The sequence below is a fragment of the Streptomyces sp. NPDC017529 genome (genome assembly GCF_044329785.1).
Classification (GTDB): Bacteria; Actinomycetota; Actinomycetes; order Streptomycetales; family Streptomycetaceae; genus Streptomyces.
The window spans coordinates 32,804-54,575 of the sequence record NZ_JBIRJY010000027.1 but is presented as its reverse complement, the minus strand read 5'-3'; the positions used below and the strand labels follow the sequence as shown (position 1 = coordinate 54,575).

Annotated in this window: 33 protein-coding genes; 5 read left to right on the top strand and 28 right to left on the bottom strand. The window is 70.0% G+C overall.

All coding sequences use genetic code 11. From position 1 onward, the window contains the following. From ACH4K4_RS35410 to ACH4K4_RS35350, 13 genes are all read right to left on the bottom strand, one after another. The gene (locus ACH4K4_RS35410; RefSeq protein WP_398173407.1) at positions 1-168 is read right to left on the bottom strand and encodes a hypothetical protein; all 168 of its coding nucleotides are present in this window, start codon (positions 166-168) and stop codon (positions 1-3) included. A gap of 1 nt (position 169) precedes the next feature. Beyond that, positions 170-325 (bottom strand): hypothetical protein, encoded by a 156-nt coding sequence (locus ACH4K4_RS35405; protein ID WP_398173405.1) that lies wholly within the window; start codon positions 323-325, stop codon positions 170-172. A gap of 82 nt (positions 326-407) precedes the next feature. Then, complete coding sequence (locus ACH4K4_RS35400; protein WP_398173403.1) at positions 408-800, bottom strand: hypothetical protein; 393 nt, start codon at positions 798-800, stop codon at positions 408-410. Beyond that, complete coding sequence (locus tag ACH4K4_RS35395) at positions 800-1,018, bottom strand: hypothetical protein (RefSeq protein ID WP_398173401.1); 219 nt, start codon at positions 1,016-1,018, stop codon at positions 800-802. Before ACH4K4_RS35395 ends, ACH4K4_RS35400 begins: the two co-directional genes overlap by 1 nt. An 18-nt stretch (positions 1,019-1,036) precedes the next feature. Continuing rightward, entirely contained in the window at positions 1,037-1,474 is a 438-nt protein-coding gene (locus ACH4K4_RS35390; protein WP_398173399.1) for a hypothetical protein, read from the bottom strand. A 440-nt stretch (positions 1,475-1,914) separates the two neighbouring features. After that, positions 1,915-2,253: a hypothetical protein gene (locus ACH4K4_RS35385; RefSeq protein WP_398173397.1), complete on the bottom strand. Its 339-nt coding sequence runs from the start codon at positions 2,251-2,253 to the stop codon at positions 1,915-1,917. A 173-nt stretch (positions 2,254-2,426) separates the two neighbouring features. After that, a complete protein-coding gene (locus tag ACH4K4_RS35380; RefSeq protein WP_398173395.1) occupies positions 2,427-2,672 on the bottom strand; it encodes a hypothetical protein in 246 nt (81 codons plus the stop codon). A gap of 116 nt (positions 2,673-2,788) precedes the next feature. Beyond that, on the bottom strand, positions 2,789-3,355 hold the full coding sequence (locus tag ACH4K4_RS35375; protein WP_398173393.1) for a hypothetical protein: 567 nt from the start codon (positions 3,353-3,355) through the stop codon (positions 2,789-2,791). Between the two features lie 217 nt (positions 3,356-3,572). Then, on the bottom strand, positions 3,573-3,968 hold the full coding sequence (locus ACH4K4_RS35370) for a hypothetical protein (RefSeq protein ID WP_398173391.1): 396 nt from the start codon (positions 3,966-3,968) through the stop codon (positions 3,573-3,575). A 417-nt stretch (positions 3,969-4,385) separates the two neighbouring features. Further along, positions 4,386-5,438, bottom strand: a complete 1,053-nt coding sequence (locus ACH4K4_RS35365) for a ParB/RepB/Spo0J family partition protein (protein ID WP_398173389.1) — start codon at positions 5,436-5,438, stop codon at positions 4,386-4,388. Then, on the bottom strand, positions 5,438-6,172 hold the full coding sequence (locus tag ACH4K4_RS35360) for a ParA family protein (RefSeq protein WP_398173387.1): 735 nt from the start codon (positions 6,170-6,172) through the stop codon (positions 5,438-5,440). The genes ACH4K4_RS35365 and ACH4K4_RS35360 overlap by 1 nt, the downstream gene beginning before the upstream one ends. A gap of 205 nt (positions 6,173-6,377) precedes the next feature. Beyond that, positions 6,378-6,806: a DUF2493 domain-containing protein gene (locus ACH4K4_RS35355; RefSeq protein ID WP_398173385.1), complete on the bottom strand. Its 429-nt coding sequence runs from the start codon at positions 6,804-6,806 to the stop codon at positions 6,378-6,380. A gap of 10 nt (positions 6,807-6,816) precedes the next feature. Further along, a complete protein-coding gene (locus tag ACH4K4_RS35350; protein WP_398173463.1) occupies positions 6,817-6,948 on the bottom strand; it encodes a DUF6221 family protein in 132 nt (43 codons plus the stop codon). Positions 6,949-7,002: 54 nt separating this feature from the next. Here ACH4K4_RS35350 and ACH4K4_RS35345 point away from each other — a divergent pair, with 54 nt between their 5' ends. Continuing rightward, the gene (locus ACH4K4_RS35345; protein WP_398173383.1) at positions 7,003-7,248 is read left to right on the top strand and encodes a hypothetical protein; all 246 of its coding nucleotides are present in this window, start codon (positions 7,003-7,005) and stop codon (positions 7,246-7,248) included. A 54-nt stretch (positions 7,249-7,302) separates the two neighbouring features. On the opposite strand, the gene ACH4K4_RS35340 is transcribed toward ACH4K4_RS35345, so the two are convergent. The 11 genes from ACH4K4_RS35340 to ACH4K4_RS35290 form a co-directional block, all read right to left on the bottom strand. Next, positions 7,303-8,244, bottom strand: coding sequence for a DciA family protein (locus ACH4K4_RS35340; protein WP_398173381.1), 942 nt, complete (start codon positions 8,242-8,244; stop codon positions 7,303-7,305). Positions 8,245-8,265: 21 nt separating this feature from the next. Then, positions 8,266-9,570 carry a winged helix-turn-helix domain-containing protein gene (locus tag ACH4K4_RS35335; RefSeq protein WP_398173379.1) on the bottom strand — a complete coding sequence of 435 codons (1,305 nt, stop codon included), beginning with the start codon at positions 9,568-9,570 and terminating at the stop codon, positions 8,266-8,268. A gap of 491 nt (positions 9,571-10,061) precedes the next feature. Beyond that, entirely contained in the window at positions 10,062-10,415 is a 354-nt protein-coding gene (locus ACH4K4_RS35330; RefSeq protein WP_398173377.1) for a hypothetical protein, read from the bottom strand. A 448-nt stretch (positions 10,416-10,863) separates the two neighbouring features. Next, positions 10,864-11,277: a hypothetical protein gene (locus ACH4K4_RS35325; RefSeq protein ID WP_398173375.1), complete on the bottom strand. Its 414-nt coding sequence runs from the start codon at positions 11,275-11,277 to the stop codon at positions 10,864-10,866. Beyond that, positions 11,274-11,663, bottom strand: a complete 390-nt coding sequence (locus ACH4K4_RS35320; protein ID WP_398173373.1) for a hypothetical protein — start codon at positions 11,661-11,663, stop codon at positions 11,274-11,276. The genes ACH4K4_RS35325 and ACH4K4_RS35320 overlap by 4 nt, the downstream gene beginning before the upstream one ends. Then, entirely contained in the window at positions 11,660-12,562 is a 903-nt protein-coding gene (locus tag ACH4K4_RS35315) for a WhiB family transcriptional regulator (RefSeq protein ID WP_398173371.1), read from the bottom strand. Before ACH4K4_RS35315 ends, ACH4K4_RS35320 begins: the two co-directional genes overlap by 4 nt. Further along, positions 12,555-12,830 (bottom strand): hypothetical protein, encoded by a 276-nt coding sequence (locus ACH4K4_RS35310; protein WP_398173369.1) that lies wholly within the window; start codon positions 12,828-12,830, stop codon positions 12,555-12,557. Before ACH4K4_RS35310 ends, ACH4K4_RS35315 begins: the two co-directional genes overlap by 8 nt. 12 nt (positions 12,831-12,842) lie before the next feature. After that, positions 12,843-13,121: a hypothetical protein gene (locus tag ACH4K4_RS35305; protein ID WP_398173367.1), complete on the bottom strand. Its 279-nt coding sequence runs from the start codon at positions 13,119-13,121 to the stop codon at positions 12,843-12,845. Positions 13,122-13,297: 176 nt separating this feature from the next. Beyond that, a complete protein-coding gene (locus ACH4K4_RS35300) occupies positions 13,298-14,956 on the bottom strand; it encodes a DNA cytosine methyltransferase (protein ID WP_398173365.1) in 1,659 nt (552 codons plus the stop codon). Further along, positions 14,956-15,987 (bottom strand): ERF family protein, encoded by a 1,032-nt coding sequence (locus ACH4K4_RS35295; protein ID WP_398173363.1) that lies wholly within the window; start codon positions 15,985-15,987, stop codon positions 14,956-14,958. Before ACH4K4_RS35295 ends, ACH4K4_RS35300 begins: the two co-directional genes overlap by 1 nt. Positions 15,988-16,067: 80 nt before the next feature. Next, positions 16,068-17,009, bottom strand: a complete 942-nt coding sequence (locus tag ACH4K4_RS35290; protein WP_398173361.1) for a helix-turn-helix domain-containing protein — start codon at positions 17,007-17,009, stop codon at positions 16,068-16,070. A gap of 205 nt (positions 17,010-17,214) precedes the next feature. Here ACH4K4_RS35290 and ACH4K4_RS35285 point away from each other — a divergent pair, with 205 nt between their 5' ends. From ACH4K4_RS35285 to ACH4K4_RS35270, 4 genes are all read left to right on the top strand, one after another. Further along, complete coding sequence (locus tag ACH4K4_RS35285; RefSeq protein WP_398173359.1) at positions 17,215-17,646, top strand: WYL domain-containing protein; 432 nt, start codon at positions 17,215-17,217, stop codon at positions 17,644-17,646. Positions 17,647-17,666: 20 nt separating this feature from the next. Further along, positions 17,667-17,963 (top strand): hypothetical protein, encoded by a 297-nt coding sequence (locus tag ACH4K4_RS35280; protein ID WP_398173357.1) that lies wholly within the window; start codon positions 17,667-17,669, stop codon positions 17,961-17,963. 123 nt (positions 17,964-18,086) lie between these two features. Beyond that, positions 18,087-18,326: a hypothetical protein gene (locus ACH4K4_RS35275; RefSeq protein ID WP_398173355.1), complete on the top strand. Its 240-nt coding sequence runs from the start codon at positions 18,087-18,089 to the stop codon at positions 18,324-18,326. Next, complete coding sequence (locus tag ACH4K4_RS35270) at positions 18,323-18,520, top strand: DUF6011 domain-containing protein (protein WP_398173353.1); 198 nt, start codon at positions 18,323-18,325, stop codon at positions 18,518-18,520. Before ACH4K4_RS35275 ends, ACH4K4_RS35270 begins: the two co-directional genes overlap by 4 nt. A gap of 4 nt (positions 18,521-18,524) precedes the next feature. Here the strand turns inward: ACH4K4_RS35270 and ACH4K4_RS35265 are convergent, their stop codons facing one another. From ACH4K4_RS35265 to ACH4K4_RS35250, 4 genes are all read right to left on the bottom strand, one after another. Continuing rightward, the gene (locus tag ACH4K4_RS35265; RefSeq protein WP_398173351.1) at positions 18,525-19,517 is read right to left on the bottom strand and encodes a hypothetical protein; all 993 of its coding nucleotides are present in this window, start codon (positions 19,515-19,517) and stop codon (positions 18,525-18,527) included. After that, entirely contained in the window at positions 19,517-20,626 is a 1,110-nt protein-coding gene (locus tag ACH4K4_RS35260) for a tyrosine-type recombinase/integrase (RefSeq protein ID WP_398173349.1), read from the bottom strand. Before ACH4K4_RS35260 ends, ACH4K4_RS35265 begins: the two co-directional genes overlap by 1 nt. Continuing rightward, positions 20,623-20,889 (bottom strand): hypothetical protein, encoded by a 267-nt coding sequence (locus ACH4K4_RS35255; protein WP_398173347.1) that lies wholly within the window; start codon positions 20,887-20,889, stop codon positions 20,623-20,625. The genes ACH4K4_RS35260 and ACH4K4_RS35255 overlap by 4 nt, the downstream gene beginning before the upstream one ends. 74 nt (positions 20,890-20,963) lie before the next feature. After that, positions 20,964-21,170: a hypothetical protein gene (locus tag ACH4K4_RS35250; protein WP_398173345.1), complete on the bottom strand. Its 207-nt coding sequence runs from the start codon at positions 21,168-21,170 to the stop codon at positions 20,964-20,966. Between the last annotated feature and the right edge of the window lie 602 nt (positions 21,171-21,772).

Here is a 21,772-nt window from a genome sequence, read left to right as displayed (position 1 = left end):
CTACTGGGTGGGTTCGGGGAGGCCGAGGGCCATGGCGAGGGCAGTGCGGGCGTCCAGGGGGTAGGCCGGGTTGTGGATGAACGCGGCAGCGAGGCCGAGCGCGGTACGGAGGCGTGCGAGTTCGTCTTCGGCGTTGCGGAGGGCGGGGCCGTGGGGGCAGGTGTGCATGTCAGGGGCTGTCGTTGAGGCCGAGGGCCCGCTCGTAGTCGCGGTTCTCGGAGCGGAGGCGCTGGTTTTCGGCGTGGAGGGCGACGAGCTGTTCTTCGAGTTCGCGGATGCGGGCGTGGAGGGCTTGGATGCGAGGGTCGGTGGTGGTGGCGGGCATGGCTGCTCCCGGGAAGGTGAGTGGGGAGGGGCGGCGGAGGCGCTGGAATGCCTCCTCCGCCGGTTTCAAGTTGCGGGCAGGGTCAGGTACTCGTGTTGGGCGGGCAGGCGGGGCAGGTGAGCTTGCCGAGGCCGGGCCAGACGGTGCTGTCAGTGTCGAGGTCGCGGTACTGGTGCCGCTGTTCGGCGAGGAGTGCCGTGAGCCGGTGGTAGGTGGCAGCCTGTTCAGGGGTGGCGGGGCGGACGGAGTACTTGCCGGCCCGGTGACGGATGACGGTGTCGCCGAACTTGGCGACGATGCGGTTCTCGCCGGTGCCGATGCGGAGTCCGGTGACGACGGTCTTGCCGTCGACGTTCTCGAAATAGCCCTTGGCGTAGATGCCGTCGCGGTCGGTCTGGTCGTCGATCTGGTTGATGTTGTAGGGGGTGAGCTGCCACTCGATGTCGGTGGGAACGAGGTGCGGAAGCGTGGTCATCACCGCTCACTTCCCCCACGCACTCGCAGGGCGGCGTTGGTGGCGGTGGCGTGGAGGTAGCCGTCGGAGTAGCCCTGGGCGTACAGGGGGTCGTGCTGCTCGGCCATGGAGATGCGGGCGTGGGCTTGGCGGGCGGGGAGCTTTGTGATGGCGGCGAGTTCGCCGTCGAGGAAGCCGGCGTTGAAGGCGTCGGTGGCGGTCCTGTAGGTGGTGTGCATGGGGTCTCCTGTCGCTGGTCAGGCGGCGAGCGCGGGTGTGGTGTGGGGGTGGGTGAGACGTGCGGCGCGGTGGAGGAGGCCGATGACCTCGCAGACGAGGGGCGGCTGGGTCTGGAAGATGGCGGTTCCTTCGCCCCAGCGGGTGATGTGCTCGATGTAGTCGGGGTGGCCGTTGGTGAGGGGCGGTCCGACTTGGGTGCGGATCTCGATGGCGGCGGAGGTCCAGCGGATGGCTTCCATGGCGGCGTCGTGGGTGCGGATGGCCAGGTTCATGAAGTCGGGGGTGAAGTCGGCGGCTTCGGTGGGGGTGGTGCCGGTGGCGGCGCGGTAGAGGGCGCCGGCGAGGTCGAGGCGGCCGTGGGTGTCGACGAAGTGGGCTACGGCGGGGTTCTGGTGGAGGCCGTGGTAGCTGATGTCGTCGGCGGCGGTGGTGAGGATGGTGGCGACGCTGAGCATGGGTGTCTCCCGTGCGGTGCAGGAAGGTGGTGTCCGGCCCGGCCGGGGGAGCTACTGCCGCCGGGGTGGGGATTTGGGGGCCGTCGGGTGTTCGACCGGGGCCGGGCCGGAGTCTGTGGGTGTGTCAGGAGGAGGGGTCGCGGCGCAGGGCGGCGCGGCCTCGCAGGATCTGGGCCGTGTACTCGCGGCTCCAGGTCTCACGGACGACGAAGTACTCCGGTCCAGCCCACGAGTGGATCCCTTTCGGCTGCCAGTCGCTCTTGCAGCGAGGGCATCGGGCTCGCAGATTCGCTCCGTTCGGGCAGCCCATTCCAGGGCTCGTGGCGTGGCAGGGGTAGTCGTAGCACTCGCACTCGTAGGCATTGCGCCTGTACCCGGTCCACTTGCAGTGCGGGTTCAGGCACTCCACTCGATATCGCTTACTCACCGTCGTCTTCTCCTCAGTCGCCGTAGTGGCGGTGGTCGGCGGCGCAGGACGGGCACTGGGTTCGCTGGACGGTGCCGTCGAGGTACTCGGCGCACAGGCTCTGGGGGCCGATCCAGTCGCAGTCGTCGGGGCACTGCTCGCAGGAGCATTCGACGAGTTCGTCGCCGTCGGGGAGGTCGATGCCGAGGAAGACCGCGGCGGCCGCGTGGAGGGTTTTGATGGTGGCCGCGTCGGTGGCGTCCGCGGTCTGGTCGAGGAGTTGGTGCCAGCCGTCCTGCTGGGCGGGGGTGAGGGTGTGGTAGCTGGTGGCGGCGGTGCGGGTGGGCACGGGCCGGTCCAGGGTCAGCGTCATGGGTGCTCCTGAGAGCTCTGCGCCGGGAGTGTGTCCCGTCGTTGTCGGCACTACCACTATCCCTAGAAAGCATTGTTGACGCAATAGCTTTCGCAGACTTGGGTGTGAAAAAGCCCCGGCCCGGGGTCTGGGGGTCGGGGCGTGCCTGCGGGGAGAGCGCTACGGCCGGAGCGTCACCAGCCGGCCCTGGGGGCGCGGCCCTGGTTCTCGTCGCGGTGGGCGACCAGCACGTCCGAGTAGCTCACCATGTCGCGGCGCCCGCACCGGTAGGTGTCCATGCGGTACTTGGTGGTCCACCGGCGCAGGGTGGTTATCGACGTGGGGAACGGCGTGAGCCTCAGGAGGGCGACGGCTTCCTCGAGGGAGACCAGGTCATCGGGCAGTGCGTCGGCCTGGGGGGTGAGGGTGGGCAGGGCCATGGGGCCGCTCCAGCAGTCCGGGGGCCGTCGTTCGCAGCGCCGACCGGCCGAAACTGGTGATTCCACAAGGTAGTGCGATGGTGCGGTTGTGCTGGGTGAGACCTATGAGGGGTGTCTCAGGTTGCGCTCTTCCTGGTGCGTTCTTCGCGTGCGGCGATGTGGCGGTCGGCGAGGTGGGCCAGGGTCCAGGTGGTGGGCCCGCCGTGGCGGTCGGTGCAGTAGCGGTTGACGCAGACCGCGCGGTGGGCGGCCGCGTTCCAGAACAGGGCGCCCCAGCATCTGCAGCCGGGGCAGGGTTCGCGTCGTAGCAGCGTCTCGTCGCGTGTGGCGAGGGCGTGTTCCATGGCCTGGCGCAGCATCAGGGCGTCGTGGGCGCGGCGGCGTTCGGTGTCCAGGTGGGCGGTGGCTGCTTCGGCCCAGGCGTAGACGGCGTCGGCGGCCGCGGGGGCGGGGCCGGCGGTGGGCACGGCCGTGTAGGTGCTGGCGATGACTTCGTGTGCGGCGGCCTCGATGTAGTCGAGGAGGCCGAGGTCGACGAGGGCCGGCGAGTGGACGCGGGTGGCACGCGGTCCGGGGTCGGCGGGCCGGCCGGGGGGTGTTCGGGCTTCGTGTTGTACGGCGCGGAGCCTGCGGGCCGCCGTGCTGCCGTAGCTGGTGCTGGTGTCGTCTGTTCTTCCGCCCATGGTGTCCCCGCTTCCCAGAGGCGGCCCGTGCTGCGCGGGTGGTGGGGGCACCGTGGCGTGCGGCAGGCCGGAGTCGTGACTCCCGGTGGTTACCGGACACCACATGATGGCACGGGATGGTCGCGAGTTGAACAAGATGCGACTGTTGATCTACTGACTGTGCACGTCGTAGCCAAGTCGTCACATTCGTCCCGCCGTTACCGTCCGCAGGCGGTCGCTAGGCGTGACGGGTCTCGAGGTAGTCCGGGACCATGCGGGCGGTGTCGACCATGGCGCGCAGCCGGTGGTGCTCGCTCTCGCCGAGGGACCCGGTGCGGTAGGAGCCGTCCAGAAGCAGCACCATCGCCTCGAGGGCGATGTCGTAGGCGTCGGCCACCACCGGGTCGGTGAGGGTGTAGCCGCGGGCGGTGTAGAGGGCCTGGACGATGCCGGCGAGTCGCGGGTCGGTGCCCGCGGAGGGCGGTGTGGGGGCGGCGTGCGGGTTCACGGTCGCCTCCCCCGGTCCGGGCCGGCGGGTCCGGCCGCTGATGTCGATGATCTCAGCCGTCGCGGTGGGGGTTGCCGGGGCGGGGGCGGTGGGCGGCGGTGTGGTGCCTGCCGGGTGTCCGGGCATGGGCGTCTCCGCTCGGTCCGGCAGTGGGAAGGGCGCTCCTCCGGGCGGGCTGCCGGTGCCCCCGGCCGGAAGGCCAGAGTGCCACCTGCACATGGTGTGCGGTAAGGGCGGACGGCCCTTTTTGATACCTGCGTGACCCAGGAGGCGTAGGTATTCGGCCCGCCTCGGTCGGAGGAGCTCGTACGCCGCGGAGTGGACATGAGGACGCCCCGGCGGTCCGTGGGGCGGTGTAGCCGACAACGACCCAGGCGCCGGGGGCGCGAAACCTGACCAGCGCATGACCGTCAGATGACGGCAGTCTAGCCCCGCTACTGACCACAGGGGTAGAGCCCAGCAGAACGGCCGGAACACGCCGGAACCGGAAACGCTAAAACGGCCCCGCCCATTGGGGGCAGGGCCGTTTCCAGGTGGTGCTGCTCAGTCCGGGAACTTCTCCCCAAGCGTCTTCTTCAGCCGCTTCACGTCCTCATCCGACATGTGATCGCAGATGATGCGGGCGACGGCTTCGATGTTGTGCCACGGAATCACGGCGGTGGATGCCTCGGCCGACGGCGGGCTGGGCGGGTCTCCCTTGCCAGTGCTGCCAGCTGGCCCCGCATCTGGCTGTGGGGACACTTCGCCCCCTGGCGGGGTCAGGGACGAGTTGCCGTTCAAAACCGGGTTTTGAACGGCAGGCGACGTGCGCTGGGTACCGTCCCCCTGCGGGTGCTTCAAAACCGGGTTTTGAACCGGCGGTGACGCCTTCTTCCGCCGGGGCTTCGGGGCGGCAGCCTTTCTCTTGATCTCGTCGGCCTTCTGCCGCTGCTCGTTGTGGTCGCCGGTCTTGCTGGCCAGCTGACGAGCGTCCTTGAGCTTCAGCGTGCCCGCGTTGACCTCCGCCTGGATGTCCGGCGCCAGCTTGAGCAGGGCCAGCCGGTGCGACACGTACATCTGGGACTTGCCGATGCGCCGGGCCACCTCGTCCTGGGACCCGTGGCGTTCCACCATCCCCTGCAGGAACTCGGCTTCCTTGATCGGAGCGATGTTCTTGCGGTGGATGTTCTCGATGATGACGGAGTCGTCGACCTTGGCTCCATCGTCGTCGCCGAGGTGGTCCTGGACCCGGATGTCGATACGGGTCCACCCGAGCTGGCGGGCTGCGGCGAGACGCCGGTTGCCGGTGACGACGACGTAGTCGGCTTCGCCGATGGCTGCGGCGTGGTCCGGCTTGAGCCGGAGGTGCACGTCGCGGGAGATGACGGCCAGGGGCTGAAGCTGGCCGACTTCCTGCATGCTGGCCTTCAGTTCCCGGAACTCGCCGTCGTCGTCGGAGTAGTCGAACTCCGTGCGCGGATTGTTCGGATTGTGGGCCACCGTGTGCATCAGGACGGTCGTCGGGGGCGCCGACTCCTCTGCCTTGGAGGAGGAGTCCTCCTCCTGGCTGCCGGTGGTGCCAGGACCGAGGATGTCCGCCCACTTCTGCTTGGCCATCAGCGGCGGTCCTTCTTTCCGGCGCCGATCTCCACTGCGAGCTGATAGAAGTCCTCGCGGGCCTCCATGGCGACGCGGTTCTTGCGGTACTGGGTGACGACCGTGCCTTCGAGCGCGGCCCGCGTGTGAATCTTGTAATGGCGGATCACGGTGTTGGCGAGCTTCCATCCCTGGGACTGGACGAAGTCCTGGGTCTGCTCGAGGTCGGCGACGCCGTCGCGGGGGTCCCAGTTGTTGATGACAACCAGGTAGGGCAGTCCGAGCGGTCTGACGACCTGCTCGATGGTGTCCTTGGTGGGCATGAAGCCGAGGGGTTCGGGTTCGACCGGGACGATGATGTCGTCGGCGGTGGCCAGGACGGCGCGCATGGCGTCGGCGGCGGCGCTCTTGCCGAACGGATCGCCGGCCTTCTGCCGTTCGTCCTCGGGCAGATCCATCCAGCCGGGGGTGTCGATGAAGGCGTGCTTGACCTTGCGGGACTTCTTCAGCTCGGGGAAGAAGTCGAGGTCTGCGCGGGTCTTGGTCTGGATGAAGGAGAAGGGGAGTCCTTCTCCGACCCGCTCGGACCACCAGGTCGCGGAGCCTTGGGGGTCGGCGGAGATAGCGGCGACGTAGTTGGGTTCGCCTTCGGGGGCGGCGCCGAGGACGTTGGCGGTGATGGCCGCTGTGTTGACGGTCAGAGTGGACTTGCCCACTCCGCCTTTGCGGTTGATGAGCGCGGTGATCCGTGCCATGAGTTGTGCTCCAGAGATTCCGTATGCTTCCCGACCCCTTGGGGGTCGGTACTAGCGGACCGGGACAGCATGGCACGGACGAGGTCGGAGGGATGGTGCAGGGTCGGCGAGTCGTCGCGGGGCGTCTTCAAAACCGGGTTTTGAAGGCTCCGGTTCCCGGATCGGCTCCCCGGCTTCAAAACCGGGTTTTGAGCGGCAGCCGACGTCAGGTGGTGACGCGGCGTACGGGCAGCCCAGTGGCTTGGGCGCGGTGGAGGCAGTCGGCGGTGCCGCGGGAGCCCTCGCGGTGGAAGGCGACGACGAGGTCGGCGCCCGCGTCGATGAGCTGCTGGTTGCGGCGGGGGCCGGCGGTGGGGCAGTAGTCGCCGCCGCGGGCCCGGGACCGCCGGTGTCCGGGCGGGCAGTCGTCGGCGCAGTGCTCCCAGTCGGCCTCGTGGACTTCGACGTCCAGGCCGTGGCCGCGGGCCCAGAGGCCGGCGAGGGTGTCGGCTCCGTCGGCGCCGCCGTGGACGATGACGATGCTGGTGTGGCCGAGCTGGGTGGCGTCGTGCCAGGTGTCGAGGAGGACGTCGGCGAGGAGCTGCGCGTCGGTCCACGCGCGGCTGCCGGTGACCACAATGCGGGCGTCGGTCATGAAGCCAGTCTTACGGTCGCCATTCGTCGCGGTAGTCGGGGTGGTCGGCATAGACGGTAGCCAGGTGCTGGAGTACGGGCAGACCCAGGTTCAGGCGGTGCGTTGGAAGGCGGTGGGGACGGCGGTTATCTCGGGTGCGAATCGAATGTCAGGCAAGTTCTGTCCCCATGCCGTTGCTCCCTGGCAGGCTTTCGGTATGACCGACTCGACAGAACGCCCCGCCGCCTCCGGAGAGCTGTGCACCTGCGGTCGCCCGGCCGTTGTCGTCTACAGCAACGCGGAATTCGGCGACGCTGGCCACTGCGGCATCGAGGGCAGCCAGGCCCGTCCCGTGCTCCCCTGCCCCTGGTGCAGGAGCACGGAACCGCACACCGCATCGTGGGGCGGCCCCGACAAGTGCCCGGACTACCAGCTCCGCGCCCCGATTGGACCGCGCGAGTAGAGCAACAGCTCCGGGGCTTGGGGCGACTGGGTGCGGCACTGTCCCGGGCCCCGGTCAGCTCTGTTGGTGCCGTCTGCCGGCTCCAGCTTCCAGGCAGACACCGCGGCGGAGGCGCCGGTCCGCCACAGTTGAACGGGCGTCTACGAAGTGGTTCGGCCGAACCACTTCCTGCCCGTGCTGCCCAGGCAGCCTGACCTGCGCGAAGTGCCCCCAGGCCCTAGATAATCGTGGTGCGCGGTCGGCTTTCTGGTCGCGGGCGCGGCGGATGGCGGCCTGCCGGACCTGCTCCGGGTCAGCCGCCGCGGTCTCCTCAAGGTCGCGGGTGAACCAGTACGCGTCACGGTTCTCGGACTCCGGCTCACGATGGGCGCGCATCGCACGCACTTGCTCCTCGGCTGCGGCGCGGGTGCGTCGCTGTATCTCGGTGTCGGTCCGGTGACCGGCGGCGGCCTGGTGGGCGGCTATCGCTGCGTGGTAGCCGGCGCATCCGTCGGCACGGGCCTTGACCGGGGCGTCGTGTTGAGCGGCCGGGCTCTCTGCGGCAGGCGAAGTGGACATCTCCGGGAGGGGGCCGGGGGCGAGAACGCGGATGGACCGTACGGGCATGTCCTTGGCCTGGAGGCGGGCGATGAGCTGCCGCCCGAGGAGCCGCAGGTGCTGCGCGTAGGTGGGTGAGGCGGGCCGCAGGTCGAGGCGCCCGGTGTCGGGGTCGAAGTGGGCGGGGGCGACCTTTCCGGCGAGTTCGGGGCAGAGGGCGGGCCACTGCTCGAGGAGGCTGCCGCCGGCCACTCCGGTCTTCCAGCCCTGCTCCTCCTCCATCCGGCCCAGGACGCTGCCGAGTCCGACTGGGTCGCGGCGGTCGCTGGCCCGCTTGCGGGCGGGGCGCGGTTTCCGCTTGGCGGGGGCGTGGCCGGGGATGGCCCAGGTGGTTTTCTTGTAGTCGGCGAGGACTTGGCGGGCGAGGTCGGCGCCGGACAGTTCTGCGGGTTCGGTCACGTCCTGTCCTTAGGGGTGTGGTCACGCATGGGTGGTCTGCTGGTCGGCGAGGTAGCGGTTGACGGCGGTGTTCGTGTACAGGCGGCGGGCCTGGTCTTCGCCCATGAGGTCGATGGCGAGGCCGATGACGTCCGGGTCCTGGGCGGCGGCTGCGCGCATGTCGAGGACTTGGGCGCGGGTCAGGGACTCCAAATCGATGCCGGTGCTGTCGGCGGTGATGAGGTCGGCTTCGTCGACCGGCGGCAGCGTGGCGGCGGCGCGCTGGCGGATGAGCTCCTGGGCACGGTCCCACTCGCGGCGGGCAACGACGGTGCGGGGCCCTTCGCCGCCGAAGTTCTCGTAGTGGGCCGGGTTGTGGCGCTGCTGCTCGGCAGCACGCGACGCCTGCATCGCCTCCACGCACCGGCGGCGCGCCTCCGGCGTGGAAAGCAGCCGGACAGCGCCCTTCAGCCGGCGGGCGAGAACACCGGAGGGGCGGCGGATGGTGTCGTCGGATCCAAGGGGCATCTGCTGGAGGTAGGCGCACACCTCGGTGGCGCTCCAGCCGGCGTCGGCGACGTGGCGGGTGACCCAGGCGATGCGGTCCCGGCTGGCGCGGCCCAGCCACGGCAGGGCGGTGATGAGTTCGGCGGCGAGCTGGTAGCGGCGTCCGACGCGGTTGGGGGTACGGCGGGTGTTGCTGGGCTTTTTGGGGGTGGGGGATTCGGTGCTCCCGCTTGCGAGCTTGCTCTCAGAGGGAAACCCAGATGTACCCGCAGTAGAAGCCGCTGAGGTACCACCCTGCATTGGGGTGCAACGCGGTCCCCGCTGTGAGGGCTTGCGGGAGCGGCGGCGGCGGACCTTGCGGGCGGCCTTCTTCGCCAGCTTTCCGATCAGCGTGCGGCTCTCCTCGGCGATGCCGACCGGACGGCGGGTGTAGGCGGCGGCACCGTCCTCGAGGCGGGTGCGGATGCCGAGGGCGGTGTCGAAGGCCGGGGGGATGACGCGCTCGTACACGGACGCCTGGCGGATGGCGGAGGTGATGCGGGTGCCCTTGGAGCGGTAGGCGAGCAGTCCGGCCTCGCGCAGCATGCCGAGGTGATACTTCACCGTGCGCTCGGAGACCTTGACCTTGCGGGCGAGGTAGGAGATGCCGGGCCGGCACTCGGCGAGCGCGGCAATCTCCTGCGCGATGGCGACGGTGGTGGGGCCCCACTTCGGCCCGTGGGTGCGGCTGGGGGTGTAGAGGCCGGAGCCTGCGACCCAGTGGACGGCCTGCATCCAGGAGTAGGGGCAGGTGGCGATGCGTCCGGCGGTGGTGCTGATCCACTGGTCGGCGGGTGCCACGCGGAGGGGGGGGTGGGGGCACTGGGTGCCGCCGATTTCGGGGGACATTCGGCGCGAATCGCCCATGGCGGCGCGCTCGGGCTGACAAAGGGTGCTGCGGTCGTGCAAGATGTACTCACTCCCGTCCGGCGGAGGGCATGAAAAAGCCCCTCGTGTTCGGTGGTGGTTCAGGAGAGAACCGGGTGAATTGCTCGGGACGAAGCCGGTGTGGCAGCCGGGTCGACCCGAACGCTGGAAGGCCGGCAAGCCAATCCAGCAGCAGAGGCCGCAAGACCCAGTCGGTGTCGGCAAACACCAGTCGGGAACGCGGCCAGGGCGGTTGAGTTAACTCCCGCCCGAGATGGACTACGTCATCTGATCCCCCTCAGCGGGTGGGGTCTGTCCCTGCGCCTGTTCGGCGAGGAAGTCCCTGGGGCTGTTGCCCGTGATGATCGCATCGGGGAGGGCAAGTAGTTGCCCAGTCCTCATGGGATCGACATCAGAGAAGCCGCTCATCGCGCACCATCTCCAGGTACCTGCGAAGTCAACTGCCACAGCAGTCGGTTGAAGGCCCGGCAGTCGCCGGCCTCGCAGCCGTTGATGCCGTCGTAGCTCTCCTGCAACCAGCAGATCTGACAGAGGCCGCTGCGGCGGACCTGCCGCTTGGTCCACAGGGCGAGGGAGACTCCGCTGCGGTAGGCGTATCGGTCCTCGGCGGAAAGGCGCCACCAGGAGCGGTCGAGGAGCACCGCGGCCCAGGCCCGCGCTGCGTGGAGCGGTCCGGGCTGTGCATCGACGCCGCGGCGGCGTCGATCGCGGGGAAAACGGGCGGTCCTGGCGAGGAATGCCTCGCCGGGGGCGGTCACCGGAGGCCGTTGGTCGTGGGGACAGGGGCTCCGCTCGTCCTCGCCGGTGTGATCTTCACGGCGGTGGCTTGAGTCCCACTGTCTGATAGCCCGGGTAGCCGGGTACGCTCGTCCATGTCGCTGGCCTCTTTGTCGTTGGCTGGGTTGGCGGCGGCCGGGGTCGCTCCCGGCAACGGCCTCGCTTTGATCCCGGTTACCAGCCGGGGGAGCGGGGCCGCTCCATTTGCAGTTTGAGTGGCCGTCGGAACCTGAGTGGTCGTCTGGCGCAGGCTCAGCCTATCTGTTGAACTCGCCACTCCTCCACCCCCTTGCGTCACGTGTCGGAAACTCGTCGCACTTTCGTATCGGCTGGTCATGTCCGCCTCGTCTTTCCCGTGCCAGGGTGTCGTATAGGGATGTTGAATAAATAACGCGATCTTGCTCGGGGTCTGTGGCCTGCGGCCGGGCACTACGAGACATCGGCCAGCATGAGCAACTCCGTTTCTGCGGGTGATGTGTGGGGTGCGGGTAGCCGGCGGATGGGGGGCGGTTTTCGGTCAGGTGCGTTGGCTCGTGCTTGGGTGGCGGCGGTGGTGCAGGGCGGGCAGCGGCAGGCGTGGTTGGTGTAGGTGCCGGCCCGCCCGTGGACCGGGCCCTTCGGTTTCTCCCGCCGGGCCTGCCCGGCGGTCTTGGCGTCGCGCCACCGGTCGGCGAACACGGTGTTGCGGCGGGCGAGGTGGTGGGGTGTGGTGCGGTCGATGCCGCACTGTGCGGCGGCGTCGCCGAGGCGGGTCCCGGTGGCGATGAGGGTGAGGTAGGTGTCCTGGGCGGCCTGGTCGAAGGTGACGGGGCGGCCGCGGCCGGGGTTGGGGGCTGCGGTCATGGGTGGTCTCCGCGGGCGGGCGGGTCGGTGTCGGCCGGGTGGGCGCCGCGGCCGTGGGAGGCGGTGACGGCGACCTGCCGGGCCATCGCGGTGTATCCGGCGTCGGCCAGGGCCCGCTGCGCGGCATCGAGTTCCTCCGGCCGCCAGCGGGGTGCGCCGGTGATGCGGCCGGCGAGGAACCCGACGGCGAGGGCCCGGCCCCAGATCTCCGCCAGCACGTCCTCCGGTACGTCCGGCCACAGCAGCATGGGCAGCCGGTCCACCTGGCCGGCGGTGTCGAGCATCCCGGCGGTGAGGAGGCCGGTGAGCATGGTGGCGGAGGTGACGGCCCGCCCGGCAAGGGCCCGGTCGACCGCGGCGGTGTCCGGTGCGGGGGGTGCGGTCATGCGGCTGGCTCCAGGACGGGTGCGGGCGCGGGTGCGGGCAGGGGGAGGGTGAGTTGTTCGGCCAGGGGGGCGACGAGGCGCAGCCGGCAGCCGCCGGTCGCCGCAGGGACGGGTGCCGGCTTGGGGGCGGGCCAGGTACGGGGCAGGTGCTCGTAGCCCGGCACGACCAGCTGCACCGGCACCTCACCCGCCTTGCGTACGGGCATGCCCGGTGCGAGCCGGCGCTGCCGGGTGCCCTCGGTGTTGGGGGCGGCGATGATGCGCCACCGTCCGTCCCGGCGCACCGGGATCGGCCCGAGGACCCCCAGCTTGCGGGCGGCGGTGAGGAGCTGCCGGCGGGTGGCGGTCTCCCGGTCCAGCCCGAACAACCCCGTCAACGAGGCCCGGTGCCAGTTGGCGGTGCGCACATCCATGTCGGCGCGCCAGGCCACCATCCGCTCGTCGGTCTCCCGCGCCAGCGCGACCAGCACGGCCTGCTTCTGCGGCGTGGAGGCTTCCCGGATGGCGCGGCGGCGCTGCTCGGCGGCGTACTCCGCCTGGAAGGCGGCATCGTCCTTGCGGCGCTCGATCAGGTGCCGGTGGCGTTCCAGGGAGGTCATGCCGCCCCAGATGCCCTCCGGCTCCGCCAGCAGCCGGCCACCCGGGTCCAGGGCCAGCCCGTACGTGCGGCACTCCTTGGTGACAGGGCAGGCGGCGCACACCGCGACGGCGGACTTCTCGCGGGCGGCGCGGTCCCGCTTGCTCTCCCCGCCGTCCACTGTCGGCGCGATCCACGCATCGACCGGCATGTGCGGGGCGCCCTGCGCTTGGGTGGGCTGGTCGGGGTCGGGGGCGCAGCCGCGGTAGCGGTAGTGCCGGTGGTCGATGAGGGAGGTGAAAGCGCGGCTGGCTTCATGCATGTCCGTCTCCCTCTCTGCGGGGCCGGTGGTGGGCGGTGAAGGCGCGGTCGATGACGGCGGCGGCGTCGGCGAGGACTGCCCGCTCGGCGCGGTGATGCTGCTGGACGGCGCGGACGGTCCGGTTGACGGTGTTCAGGTCACGCAGCAACGCCGCCTCGGTCAGGCGGCGTGTGGCGTGCTCGGCGGCCAGGGCGCGGCGCAGCCGCCTCACCGCGAAGGTGAGGCCGGCCAGGAGAAGCGCCACGGCCACAAACAGGCTTGTGAGCATGGCGCTCACCTCCTATGCGGTGACGGAACGACCCCGATCGGGCCGGGGTTCGGTGGTGGGGGTGTCGTACAGGCCCGCCCACAGCGCGGCATGGTCGGCGACGATGGCCTCGGCGGTGCGCTGGACATGCACCGCGGCCATGAAGCGGCGGTGGCGTTCCCGACGCCAGCGCCGTCGGTTGAGGCGGCGCAGCAGCCGGCAGTACAGGGCCTGGGCGCTGACCGCGGCGAGCAGCGGCAGCGCGGCCACCGCCAGGCCGGCGGCCGCAATGTCAGAACAGAGTCGCTTCACGGGAGGACTCCTCCAGGGGAAGGGGGATACCGAGCTGGCCGGGACACGGTCCGGACAGCAGCACTTCCAGCGGGGTCGGTACGGGGCGGCGGGGACACGGTGGAGGGGCGGGCGGCCCGACCGTCTCGGCCGCGACCTCCCGCCCCTCCACATCGATCTGACGGGCCGGAGCCACGTCAGGCGGCCGTCGTCAGCTCACCGGGCGCCGGGGTCTCGTACCGGCTGATGTCCTCGCCGGTGATGGCCTCCACCAGCGCACACAGCAAGACCTCGGCGGCATTCGGGGTGACGGCGTTGCCGTACTGGCGGACCTTCTCCCGCTTCGAACCAAGGACGATGTAGTCGTCCGCGAAGCTCATGGCGCGCCCTATCTCGTGGGGCTCCAGCATCCGAAAGCGCACGTCCTCGATGGCGGGCTTGCCGTGCACCAGGGCGTAGCGGTCCCGCGTCGTCAGCGCCCCCACCGGTGCGGTTACCGGGCGGGGTGTGCCGCTGCTGTAGTACGGCACCAGCAGGTGCTCGGCGACGTGTTCTGGGGTGACCAGGCCGTGGTGGTTGCCGGAGGCACACACGGTGGCCAGGGCCTCGGACACCGAGCGGGCGACCGAGCCGCCGCCGCGCAGTTCGGCCACGAACGGCAGCCACGCCAGCCCCGTCTCGTTGCGGGTGGTCTGCGCCCGCAACGGCATCGTCGCCGGGGCCGGCTGCTTGCCCTCCCGACCTTCCACCGGCACCAGCAGCGGAGGGACGGCCAGGGCGTCGTTCTCCCGCGTGGTGCGCGTCGCCATCGGCTCCAGGACGCTGGCAGCGTCGGTGCGCCAGGTCCCGCCGGCCGGGACCATCAGCGGCACCGGCCGGGCGAACCGCTCCAGTCCCGCCTCGATGCGCGCCAGCGTCTTCGCAGCGAGCGGCTTGGCCCGGTCACCGATGCGCTGGCCGGGGATTGACCAGTCGATCGCGGCCAGCGCGGGCAGGGCCTCCGGCTCCACCACCGCGTTGCGGCAGGACACCGACGGGCACCGGTACACGTACTGCTGCCGGTAGCGGCCCATCTCCATGCCCGGCCGCTTCCACACCTGGATCGCCTGCACGAACGTCCCGCACGGCTCGCACCAGGCCCGGGGCCGCAGCCACTTGTCCCAATCCGGGGTGCGTCCCAGCGACTCGTGCCAGTAGCCGACGTACAGCCGGTCGCGGGACTGCGGCGCCTTGTGCAGGGTGCGGGGGTTGGCGTGCATGCTGTTCAGCGCGATGACCCGGGTGCGGTAGCCCATCTTGTGCAGCTCACCGATCCACCGGTCCCACTGGTCCCAGGACCGCACGTCCACGACGTTCTCCACCACCCCGGCCTTCACCAGCCCGCCCCGCTCGATGACGCCCCTCAGATACAGCGGGACCTCCTCCATCAAGGCCCGGGACTCCTCCTCCGCCTCGTCGGTCTTGCCGGTGTCGAACCGCTCCTGCTCGATCTCCGCGTACAGCTCCAGCAGGTCACCTTGGAGCGCCTTGTCGAAGTCGCGACGCTTGCCCTTGGCCACGGACCAGTTCGTGCACTCCGGCGAGGCCCAGAAGATGTCGGTCACCGGCCACGCCCATACCGGCGCCTTGCGGATGTCGCCGCGGTAGTGGCTGGCCTCCGGGAAGTTCGCCTCGTGGCTGTCGATGGCCCGCGCCCAGTGGTTCGCAGCTCTGGTGACGGTCAGACCCGGGACGGCGTGGGCGCCCTGAGAGGAACCGCCGGCGCCGCAGAACCAGTCCATGACGGTCAGGTCACCGCCGGTACGCGGGGAGTGCGAGGGCAATGCGGCGGGCAGGTGGTCGTGGTCGAGGTACATCAGGCAGCGGTCCTTTCGCGTGCGGCCTTGGCGTCCGCTTCCAGGGCGTCCAGCAGCTGGTGGAAGGGCATCCACGCGCGCTCCGGCGGCGGGCCCTGCACCTCACGCTTGATGACGTTCTTCGCGACGGCTTCACCGCGGACCTGGGCGAGCACGTCCAGGTTGCTGCGGTTGCCGACCGCTTGCAGGAACAACTTGTCCAGGACCGCGTCTTCGACCGGGTCGCTCTCGGACGCCCCTGACCGTGCGGGCTGCGGTAGGGCGTGGGTATCGGTCGGAGTCGGAGTCGCGCCGTGTTCGGCTGCGACCTGAGCAGCGGCCTGTGGCGCCTCCTGCGCTTGCCTGGCCTCCCGCTCTGCGGCTGCTGTCTTCAGCTCGGTGCCGCGAGACACAATGAGATCGCCGAGCGTCGTCGGCCCGTCCGGTCCGTCCACCGGCTCTGCCAGCAGTCCGTCCGCCTTCACCTCGGTGTGCATCGCCGACAGTGCCGTGACGTTGTGCCACACCGCAGGCTTGCGCAGCCGCTCCATGTAGGCATCCGCTGGCGCGCGGTGCCCGACCGGGTGGTCGCGGTCTCCGTCGTCCAGGGACTTCGCGTCCACGGGAATCATGAAGGTGTGGATCAGTGCGTACTTCAGGGCCGCGGACATCGCCTTGTTGGACGCCTTGTCCGCCACGTCGGAGGCTTCGCCCATGGTGACGGTGCGGACCGAGTCGCCGGCCGGGCCGTAGAAGTGGAAGGCGACGCGCATGCGGACGGCGTTCATCTTGCCGCGGGATTCGGCGATGCAGTCCAGGATCTCGGGGGTCATGAAGACGCCGTGGTCGCGCAGGGGCTGGGCCAGGGCGGCGATAGCGTCGTCCACACCGCGGAAGGCGTAATTCTGGGCGGTGTTGCGGCCGTTCTTCCCGACGGCTCCGACGTCCTTCATGACCAGCGACATCAGCTGGTAGATGGAGGGGTGGTCCTGGTTTTGGGTGTGCTGAGTGGGGCCCTCCGCGGTGGCGGGGGCCTGGACGTCATGCGCCATGACAGGTCTCCGTATGGGGTTGTATGTGATTCGACGGGGCCCGGTGGTGTCGGCGTCCAGCCGCAACCCGCCGGGTAGGTCTACGGGGTGCTTTTCGCGTACCGGTAGATGGTGTTCACGTGCACACCGAACCTCTCGGCGAGCGAATCGGCGGACGCGCCGGCTGCGTACCGAGCGGCGATCTCCGCCCGCTGCTGGGCGGACAGCGTCTTGCGGCGAGGCTTCGGCTTGGCGTCCGCGACGACGCGGTGAACCGCCATGATGGCCACCCCATAATCCGCCGCCAAAGCCCTGACGCTCTCCCCCGCGGCGGCCCGCCGAACGATCTCTGCGCGTTCCTCCTCGGACAGGCCCCGCCCGCCCTCCGTAACTTCCAGCTCGTACACCCGCAGGCCCTCGCGCTCCAACGCCAGCAGCACCAGATCTTCCGGGTACCCGAACCGCGAGGCGACCGCAGCCGCGGACTCGGTCGTGCGGTAGTGCTCCGCCATCTCTGCCAGCGGCCATCCCTCGAACATCGGGAAGGTGTGCAGGAGGTAGGCGCGGGCGACGTTGGCGGGCCGCAGCCGCCGGGGCGGCTTCCACCCCAGGCGCTCGGCGACACCTTCCTGCTGGGCGTACTCGGCGGCCGCGGCCTTGGCGTCCGCGTCCACCGACAGGTTCAGGTTGACGGAGGTGGCGTTGCTAGCCGACCCCCACGGGGAAGTGGGCAGCGGAGCCGGCCGGAAGGCTCCGGAGACAAACTCGCGCAGGCCCTGGGTGGCCAGGCGACTCAGGTCGTCCCCGGCTTCCTTCGCCGCGGCGTGCAAGTGGTCCCGCTCGGCGCTCGGCATGGTGGGGATCAGGTGTGTGCGCTCGGTGGGGCCGTCGTCCGCGCGGACCCGGCGCAGCCACGGCAGGCCGTCGGGCGACAGGACGAAGGACACGGCGCCGGCGAGGTCCGGTTCGCCGATGTCGCGCAGCCGGGTGGAGGCGGCGGCGAGGTGGTCCTTGATCTGCTGGTCCTTGCGGCTGAGGGCCACGGGGTGGGGTCCTTTCGGCGGGGCGCGCCGTTCGGACCGGGGACGGTTCGGCGGGCGCGTGCGGGCGGTCGCCACCAGTGTCCTCCACGGGTTGTCATTGCGTACACAAGGCGGCTTGCGTACGACGGGGCGGGGCCGGGCGGCTACCCGGCTCCACCAATGTAGCGCAGGCCCATTGTGTAAGCAATGGAACTTTGGGATAGTGGTGTCACGTCAACAAGCCCCCCGGGGGACCAGATGCGGCACACCCGCCACCAGACCACCCACCGAACCCCTCACCGACCTGTACCGAGCCCTCGACCGCCGCACCGCCGTCACCATCACCTACCGCGACACCGACGGCACCGAGACCGTACGGACGATCGAAATCGCAGACATCCGGACCACCAAGTCCGGTCGCATCGAGATCCGCGCCATGTGCCGACTCCGGTCCGAAGCCCGGGGATTCGGCCTCCACCGCATCGTCAGCTACACCCTCCACCGCTGCGGCTACGTCCTGGAGCCCGCCGAGGCAACCACCCCCGCCGGACGCGTCATCATCGTCCGTACGCCCGCACAACTCATCGCCCGCGAACTCGGCCGCGACTACCTCCCCATACGCCCTCTCGTACGGGGCCAGACCGACCTGGCCGCCTGATCAACTACCAAGGAGGAACCATGGGCAACGCCCTCTACGAGATCACCCGCAACGGTGAGAAGATCCAGGCCGGGTACGGCGTCGAGGCCATGTGCGACAAGCCCGACTGCACGGCGACGATCTCACGCGGACTGGATGCCCTGTGCGGTGAGACGCCCGGCGGCGACGAGTACGGCTGCGGCGGATACTTCTGCGACGCAGACCTGTACATGGCCCCCGAGGGACAGATCGGCTACCGCTGCTTTCTCTGCCGCAACAGGGGAACCGACCCTCTGCAGACGTCACCAGACGCCATGGTCGTTACATTCTCACGCTAACCCCGTGCACGATGAAGGCCACCGCCCCGAACCGGGTGGTGGCCTCAAGAACAGATTCCGCTGATACGCCCCAGCGTAGCCGATCAACTAACCAGACCGCCACCCCCACCCCAAGGAGCACCCATGGCATCCGCCCGTGACCGCCTCAACGCCTTCATCCAGCACCCCACCGACGAACACGCTGACGCCTTCGACGAACTTGTTATCGAGGTCGAAAAGGATGCCGCAAGCGCCGCACTCCGCGACGTTGCTGATTGGGCGGAGACCGCCAATCCCGACCGGTCGGCCGACTTCTCCGAGGGCGTGGACTGGCTTCTCGCCGAAATCCGCCGCATCGCCGACGAGGCCAAGAGCACTCCGTGACCTCCCGGCCCGCGCAGGACGCCCTCCCCGACACCACCGCGGGAGGGCGCACCCGCATCTACTGCCGACGCTGCCGAAGAGAACTCCACGACGCGACCAGCAGAACACGCGGCATGGGCCCGGAATGCGACCCGCTCACCCGCGTCCAGCGCTACCCCACCGGCGCCGACCAGGACCCCATACCCGGCACATGACCGGCTACCGCTCCTGCGCCCACTCCACCCCGCGCCGCCACTGCTCTATCCGCAACGGCAACGCCTCCCACTGCCCCGGCCCCCGCCACTGCTTCGCCAGCACCACGTTCAGCCGGCGCATCCCCGTAGCAAAGCCCATCCGCAGCCCCTCCGGCCGCAGCGGCAACCCCGCCTCATACGTCTGGAACACCCCGTCCACCGGTCGGCCCCGCGCCTTCACCGTCACCCACAGCATCCCGTGATCCGACCCCTCCAGGCCGCCCACCAGCTTGTCCCGGTACGGCAGCCACCTGCGCAGTGCCGCCGCCGTACCCGCTGACAACACCACCTCCCCCGACCGTGGACGCCCCAGCCCCTGCGGCGTCCACGCCGCCTCCACCCACGCACCCGCCTCATCCTCCAGATGCAGATGCTCCACCCGCCGCGACGCCAGATCCCCCGACCGCATCCGCGCATCCAGCACCAGCCCCGCACACGCCAACGACCGCGCCATCAGCGCATCCACCGGATCCTCGCCCAGCATCTGCACCAGCCGGCCGTAGACCGCCGCCAGCTGCCGGTCATCTGCCACCGGCGCCAGGTCCAGGCGCTCCCGGTACACCCGCGGCGCCACCACCGCCACCCCGGCCTCCTCGCCCAGGATCACCAGGCAGTCCCGCAGCATCGCAATCGTCGACCACGGCAACGGCCGGCCCGCCAGAGCGGGCTTGCCCGGATCCCGGAACGCGCCCTCGGCCGCCAGCTCCAGGAAGGTGTCCACCGCCTGCGGCGCCAGCAGCGCTTTCACCGATCGCCCGCACCCGTCCGGCATCCCCTCGTGCCCGACGGCCAGGCCCAGCTGCCGCACCGTGGCCCGCAACTGCCGGGCGCGCGAGACGGACACCAGCCGGCCCCGCTTCAACGCCGGACGCTGCTCCCACGCCTCCTGGTCCCGCGGCGCCACCCGCTCCACCAACGCCTCCAGACGCCGGATCACCGCTGCTTGCCGTTCCGTCACTACCGCGCCTCCGATGTCCTCAGGAACCGGTCGACAAGATGGTCGTACACGACGACAGCCGCCGCGGCGTGCCTGGCCTTGCGTACGGCCGAGTCCCGGAGCCGGATGTAGCGCAGCGTCGTCCCGATCGCAGCGTGATCGGCGTACTCCTGGATCTCTTCCACCGGCCGACCCGCATCGTGCATATGAGTCAGCCGGGAGGCCCGCAGCACATGCGGGGTCAAATCGCGGCCGGGCAGCACGCCAGCCAGCTTGCCCAGACGCGTCAGGAGGTAGTCGACAGCGTGGCGGTCCATGGGACCGCCCTCGTCGTCGACGAGGATCGGTCCTTCGCTGCGGCCGTCGATGCAGACGTCGATGAGGCGGCCAAGGCGCTCGGGGATGGTCCAGATACGGCCCTTGTCGCCCTTACGCCGCAGATCCAGCTTCCGCTCACCGCTGATGACCTTCAGATGGTGCAACTGGGCGGTGCAGCACTCGGTCACGCGGCCGGCGAGGGTGTAGATGAGGACGGGCACAAGGGCCTGACGGGGCGTGACAGCGGCGTTGACGACGGCCTGAAACTCGTCCACTTCCAGGATCGGGGTGGCGGTGGTCTCGTCGTGCGGGTCAACCTTGACCCGGTCGTGCTTGGTGACCGGGGAGGTGAGGTCGCTGTCCTTGGTCTTCCACTTGGCATACTCGGTGAGCGCCGTCAGGACGGACAGCCGGCGGTTGATGGTGCGCGCCGCCTTGCCCTGCGCCTTCTGCACTTTGGTCCAGGTCTCGATGATGCCGGGGGTGATGGCGCCGACGAAGAAGCGTTCGTGGCCGCCCAACTCCCGTGCGGCACCGGCCCACAGGCGCAGGTCGTCGGCGTAGTCCTGTTTGGACTTGACGGCGGGGACGGCTTCGGAGCCGAGCCAGGAGGTGACCAGGAGGAAGGTCTCGCGGTCGCAGAGTTCGGCCAGTATCTCCAGGCGGTAGCGGCGTTCGCCGAGGCGCCGGGTGACCGGGTCGCGGGGGGCGACGGTGCCTAGGGTGTCGCGCAGCCAGAACAGGGCTTCGTCGGCGGAGCCGGGGCGGGCCAGCTCGGCGCGGGGTCTTGCGGTGATGGCGTCCGCAGTCACTGTGGCTGCCCCGGCTTCTGATCCCAGTAGCCGTTGTCTCCTCGTCCTTCGACGTACTGGAGAGCGTGGTCGATCGCCGCTCCGGGGTCCAATGCGGCGTGCAGGATGACGCCGAACTCACGGTGGGCGGCGGCGTCTTGTTCGCTCAGCCCGCGTCGGCACTTCCGGTCCCAGTAGGCGCTCTCGGCCTCGATCCGGTCCTGTAGTTCGGCGCGGGTCAGCGTGTCGAGGTCGTCGCGGGTGAGCCGTTTGAAGGCGGGCATCGCATCCTCTTTCGGGTGTCCGGACCATCGACTGCTCTTGCTGATCCGATCTTACCCGTTACGCATAACGTGTGTTATGCGTGTGCGTCAGAGCGATCCTGCCGCAGCAGTCCAACGGCAGCGAACGTCAGGAAGACCGCAGGAGCGGCCGCACCGATCAGCGCGTTCACCGCGCCGGACTCGCCGGCGGCCCAAGCAACCGCGGAACCGATGACGATGAGCCAGCACAGGCCCGCGAGCCAGGCCGTACCGATGCCGGCGTTGTCGATCCGGTGACTCATCCGGTTCTCCCATCGAGGGGCGCTCGTTCGGCCGTGTGTAGGGACATTACCCGGAGCGAGGGCATCGCTGCTGCCTCAGCGAAATGACGGCGTTACCTTGCATGAAACGGAGGCAGCCACCGTTTCTTCGCTGAGAGCCATCGTGCGCGAAACCGCCCCTTGTGCAGGGACCACCGCCAGTCCTGGAACCCTGCGGCTCCCGGCAGTCCGTACCTGCCCCATCAGCGCTTCGGCAACGCCGCCAGAGCCTTCGCGGTGCCCGACCGGACGGTCCGTCAACAGGATGCCCGGGCATCAGCCAAAGAGCCAGGGAAACGGGAAACGACCAGATCAAGGGCAGGCATGGCTGGATAAGCGGAGTCTAAGCAAGATCGCGTTATTTATTCAACATCCCTATACGACACAGGATCAGGACCGCCTCCGTTCCGGCGTCAGACCGGCTACCGCATCCGGAGTCGGTGACGGGTCCGGACTTGGCGCCCCGTCACGTCGACACACCAATGCATCCGGATCATCCCGAGCAGGCTGCAACGAATAGCCGTCCGGGCACGCGGGCCCCGCCGGGCCGCGCTCTCCGGCCGGCCCTGCTGGGCCAGCCGGTC

Excerpts from the sequence above, each read along its gene's own strand:
- ACH4K4_RS35405 (WP_398173405.1), bottom strand. The coding sequence starts at position 325 with ATGCCCGCCACCACCACCGACCCTCGCATCCAAGCCCTCCACGCCCGC.
- ACH4K4_RS35380 (WP_398173395.1), bottom strand. The coding sequence starts at position 2,672 with ATGGCCCTGCCCACCCTCACCCCCCAGGCCGACGCACTGCCCGATGAC.
- ACH4K4_RS35325 (WP_398173375.1), bottom strand. The coding sequence starts at position 11,277 with ATGACCGCAGCCCCCAACCCCGGCCGCGGCCGCCCCGTCACCTTCGAC.
- ACH4K4_RS35315 (WP_398173371.1), bottom strand. The coding sequence starts at position 12,562 with ATGCATGAAGCCAGCCGCGCTTTCACCTCCCTCATCGACCACCGGCAC.
- ACH4K4_RS35355 (WP_398173385.1), bottom strand. The coding sequence starts at position 6,806 with ATGACCGACGCCCGCATTGTGGTCACCGGCAGCCGCGCGTGGACCGAC.
- ACH4K4_RS35295 (WP_398173363.1), bottom strand. The coding sequence starts at position 15,987 with ATGGCGCATGACGTCCAGGCCCCCGCCACCGCGGAGGGCCCCACTCAG.
- ACH4K4_RS35365 (WP_398173389.1), bottom strand. The coding sequence starts at position 5,438 with ATGGCCAAGCAGAAGTGGGCGGACATCCTCGGTCCTGGCACCACCGGC.
- ACH4K4_RS35300 (WP_398173365.1), bottom strand. The coding sequence starts at position 14,956 with ATGTACCTCGACCACGACCACCTGCCCGCCGCATTGCCCTCGCACTCC.
- ACH4K4_RS35390 (WP_398173399.1), bottom strand. The coding sequence starts at position 1,474 with ATGCTCAGCGTCGCCACCATCCTCACCACCGCCGCCGACGACATCAGC.
- ACH4K4_RS35320 (WP_398173373.1), bottom strand. The coding sequence starts at position 11,663 with ATGACCGCACCCCCCGCACCGGACACCGCCGCGGTCGACCGGGCCCTT.
- ACH4K4_RS35395 (WP_398173401.1), bottom strand. The coding sequence starts at position 1,018 with ATGCACACCACCTACAGGACCGCCACCGACGCCTTCAACGCCGGCTTC.
- ACH4K4_RS35255 (WP_398173347.1), bottom strand. The coding sequence starts at position 20,889 with ATGCCCGCCTTCAAACGGCTCACCCGCGACGACCTCGACACGCTGACC.
- ACH4K4_RS35250 (WP_398173345.1), bottom strand. The coding sequence starts at position 21,170 with ATGAGTCACCGGATCGACAACGCCGGCATCGGTACGGCCTGGCTCGCG.
- ACH4K4_RS35280 (WP_398173357.1), top strand. The coding sequence starts at position 17,667 with ATGGGCAACGCCCTCTACGAGATCACCCGCAACGGTGAGAAGATCCAG.
- ACH4K4_RS35310 (WP_398173369.1), bottom strand. The coding sequence starts at position 12,830 with ATGCTCACAAGCCTGTTTGTGGCCGTGGCGCTTCTCCTGGCCGGCCTC.
- ACH4K4_RS35360 (WP_398173387.1), bottom strand. The coding sequence starts at position 6,172 with ATGGCACGGATCACCGCGCTCATCAACCGCAAAGGCGGAGTGGGCAAG.
- ACH4K4_RS35370 (WP_398173391.1), bottom strand. The coding sequence starts at position 3,968 with ATGCCCGGACACCCGGCAGGCACCACACCGCCGCCCACCGCCCCCGCC.
- ACH4K4_RS35400 (WP_398173403.1), bottom strand. The coding sequence starts at position 800 with ATGACCACGCTTCCGCACCTCGTTCCCACCGACATCGAGTGGCAGCTC.
- ACH4K4_RS35345 (WP_398173383.1), top strand. The coding sequence starts at position 7,003 with ATGACCGACTCGACAGAACGCCCCGCCGCCTCCGGAGAGCTGTGCACC.
- ACH4K4_RS35410 (WP_398173407.1), bottom strand. The coding sequence starts at position 168 with ATGCACACCTGCCCCCACGGCCCCGCCCTCCGCAACGCCGAAGACGAA.
- ACH4K4_RS35375 (WP_398173393.1), bottom strand. The coding sequence starts at position 3,355 with ATGGGCGGAAGAACAGACGACACCAGCACCAGCTACGGCAGCACGGCG.
- ACH4K4_RS35385 (WP_398173397.1), bottom strand. The coding sequence starts at position 2,253 with ATGACGCTGACCCTGGACCGGCCCGTGCCCACCCGCACCGCCGCCACC.
- ACH4K4_RS35275 (WP_398173355.1), top strand. The coding sequence starts at position 18,087 with ATGGCATCCGCCCGTGACCGCCTCAACGCCTTCATCCAGCACCCCACC.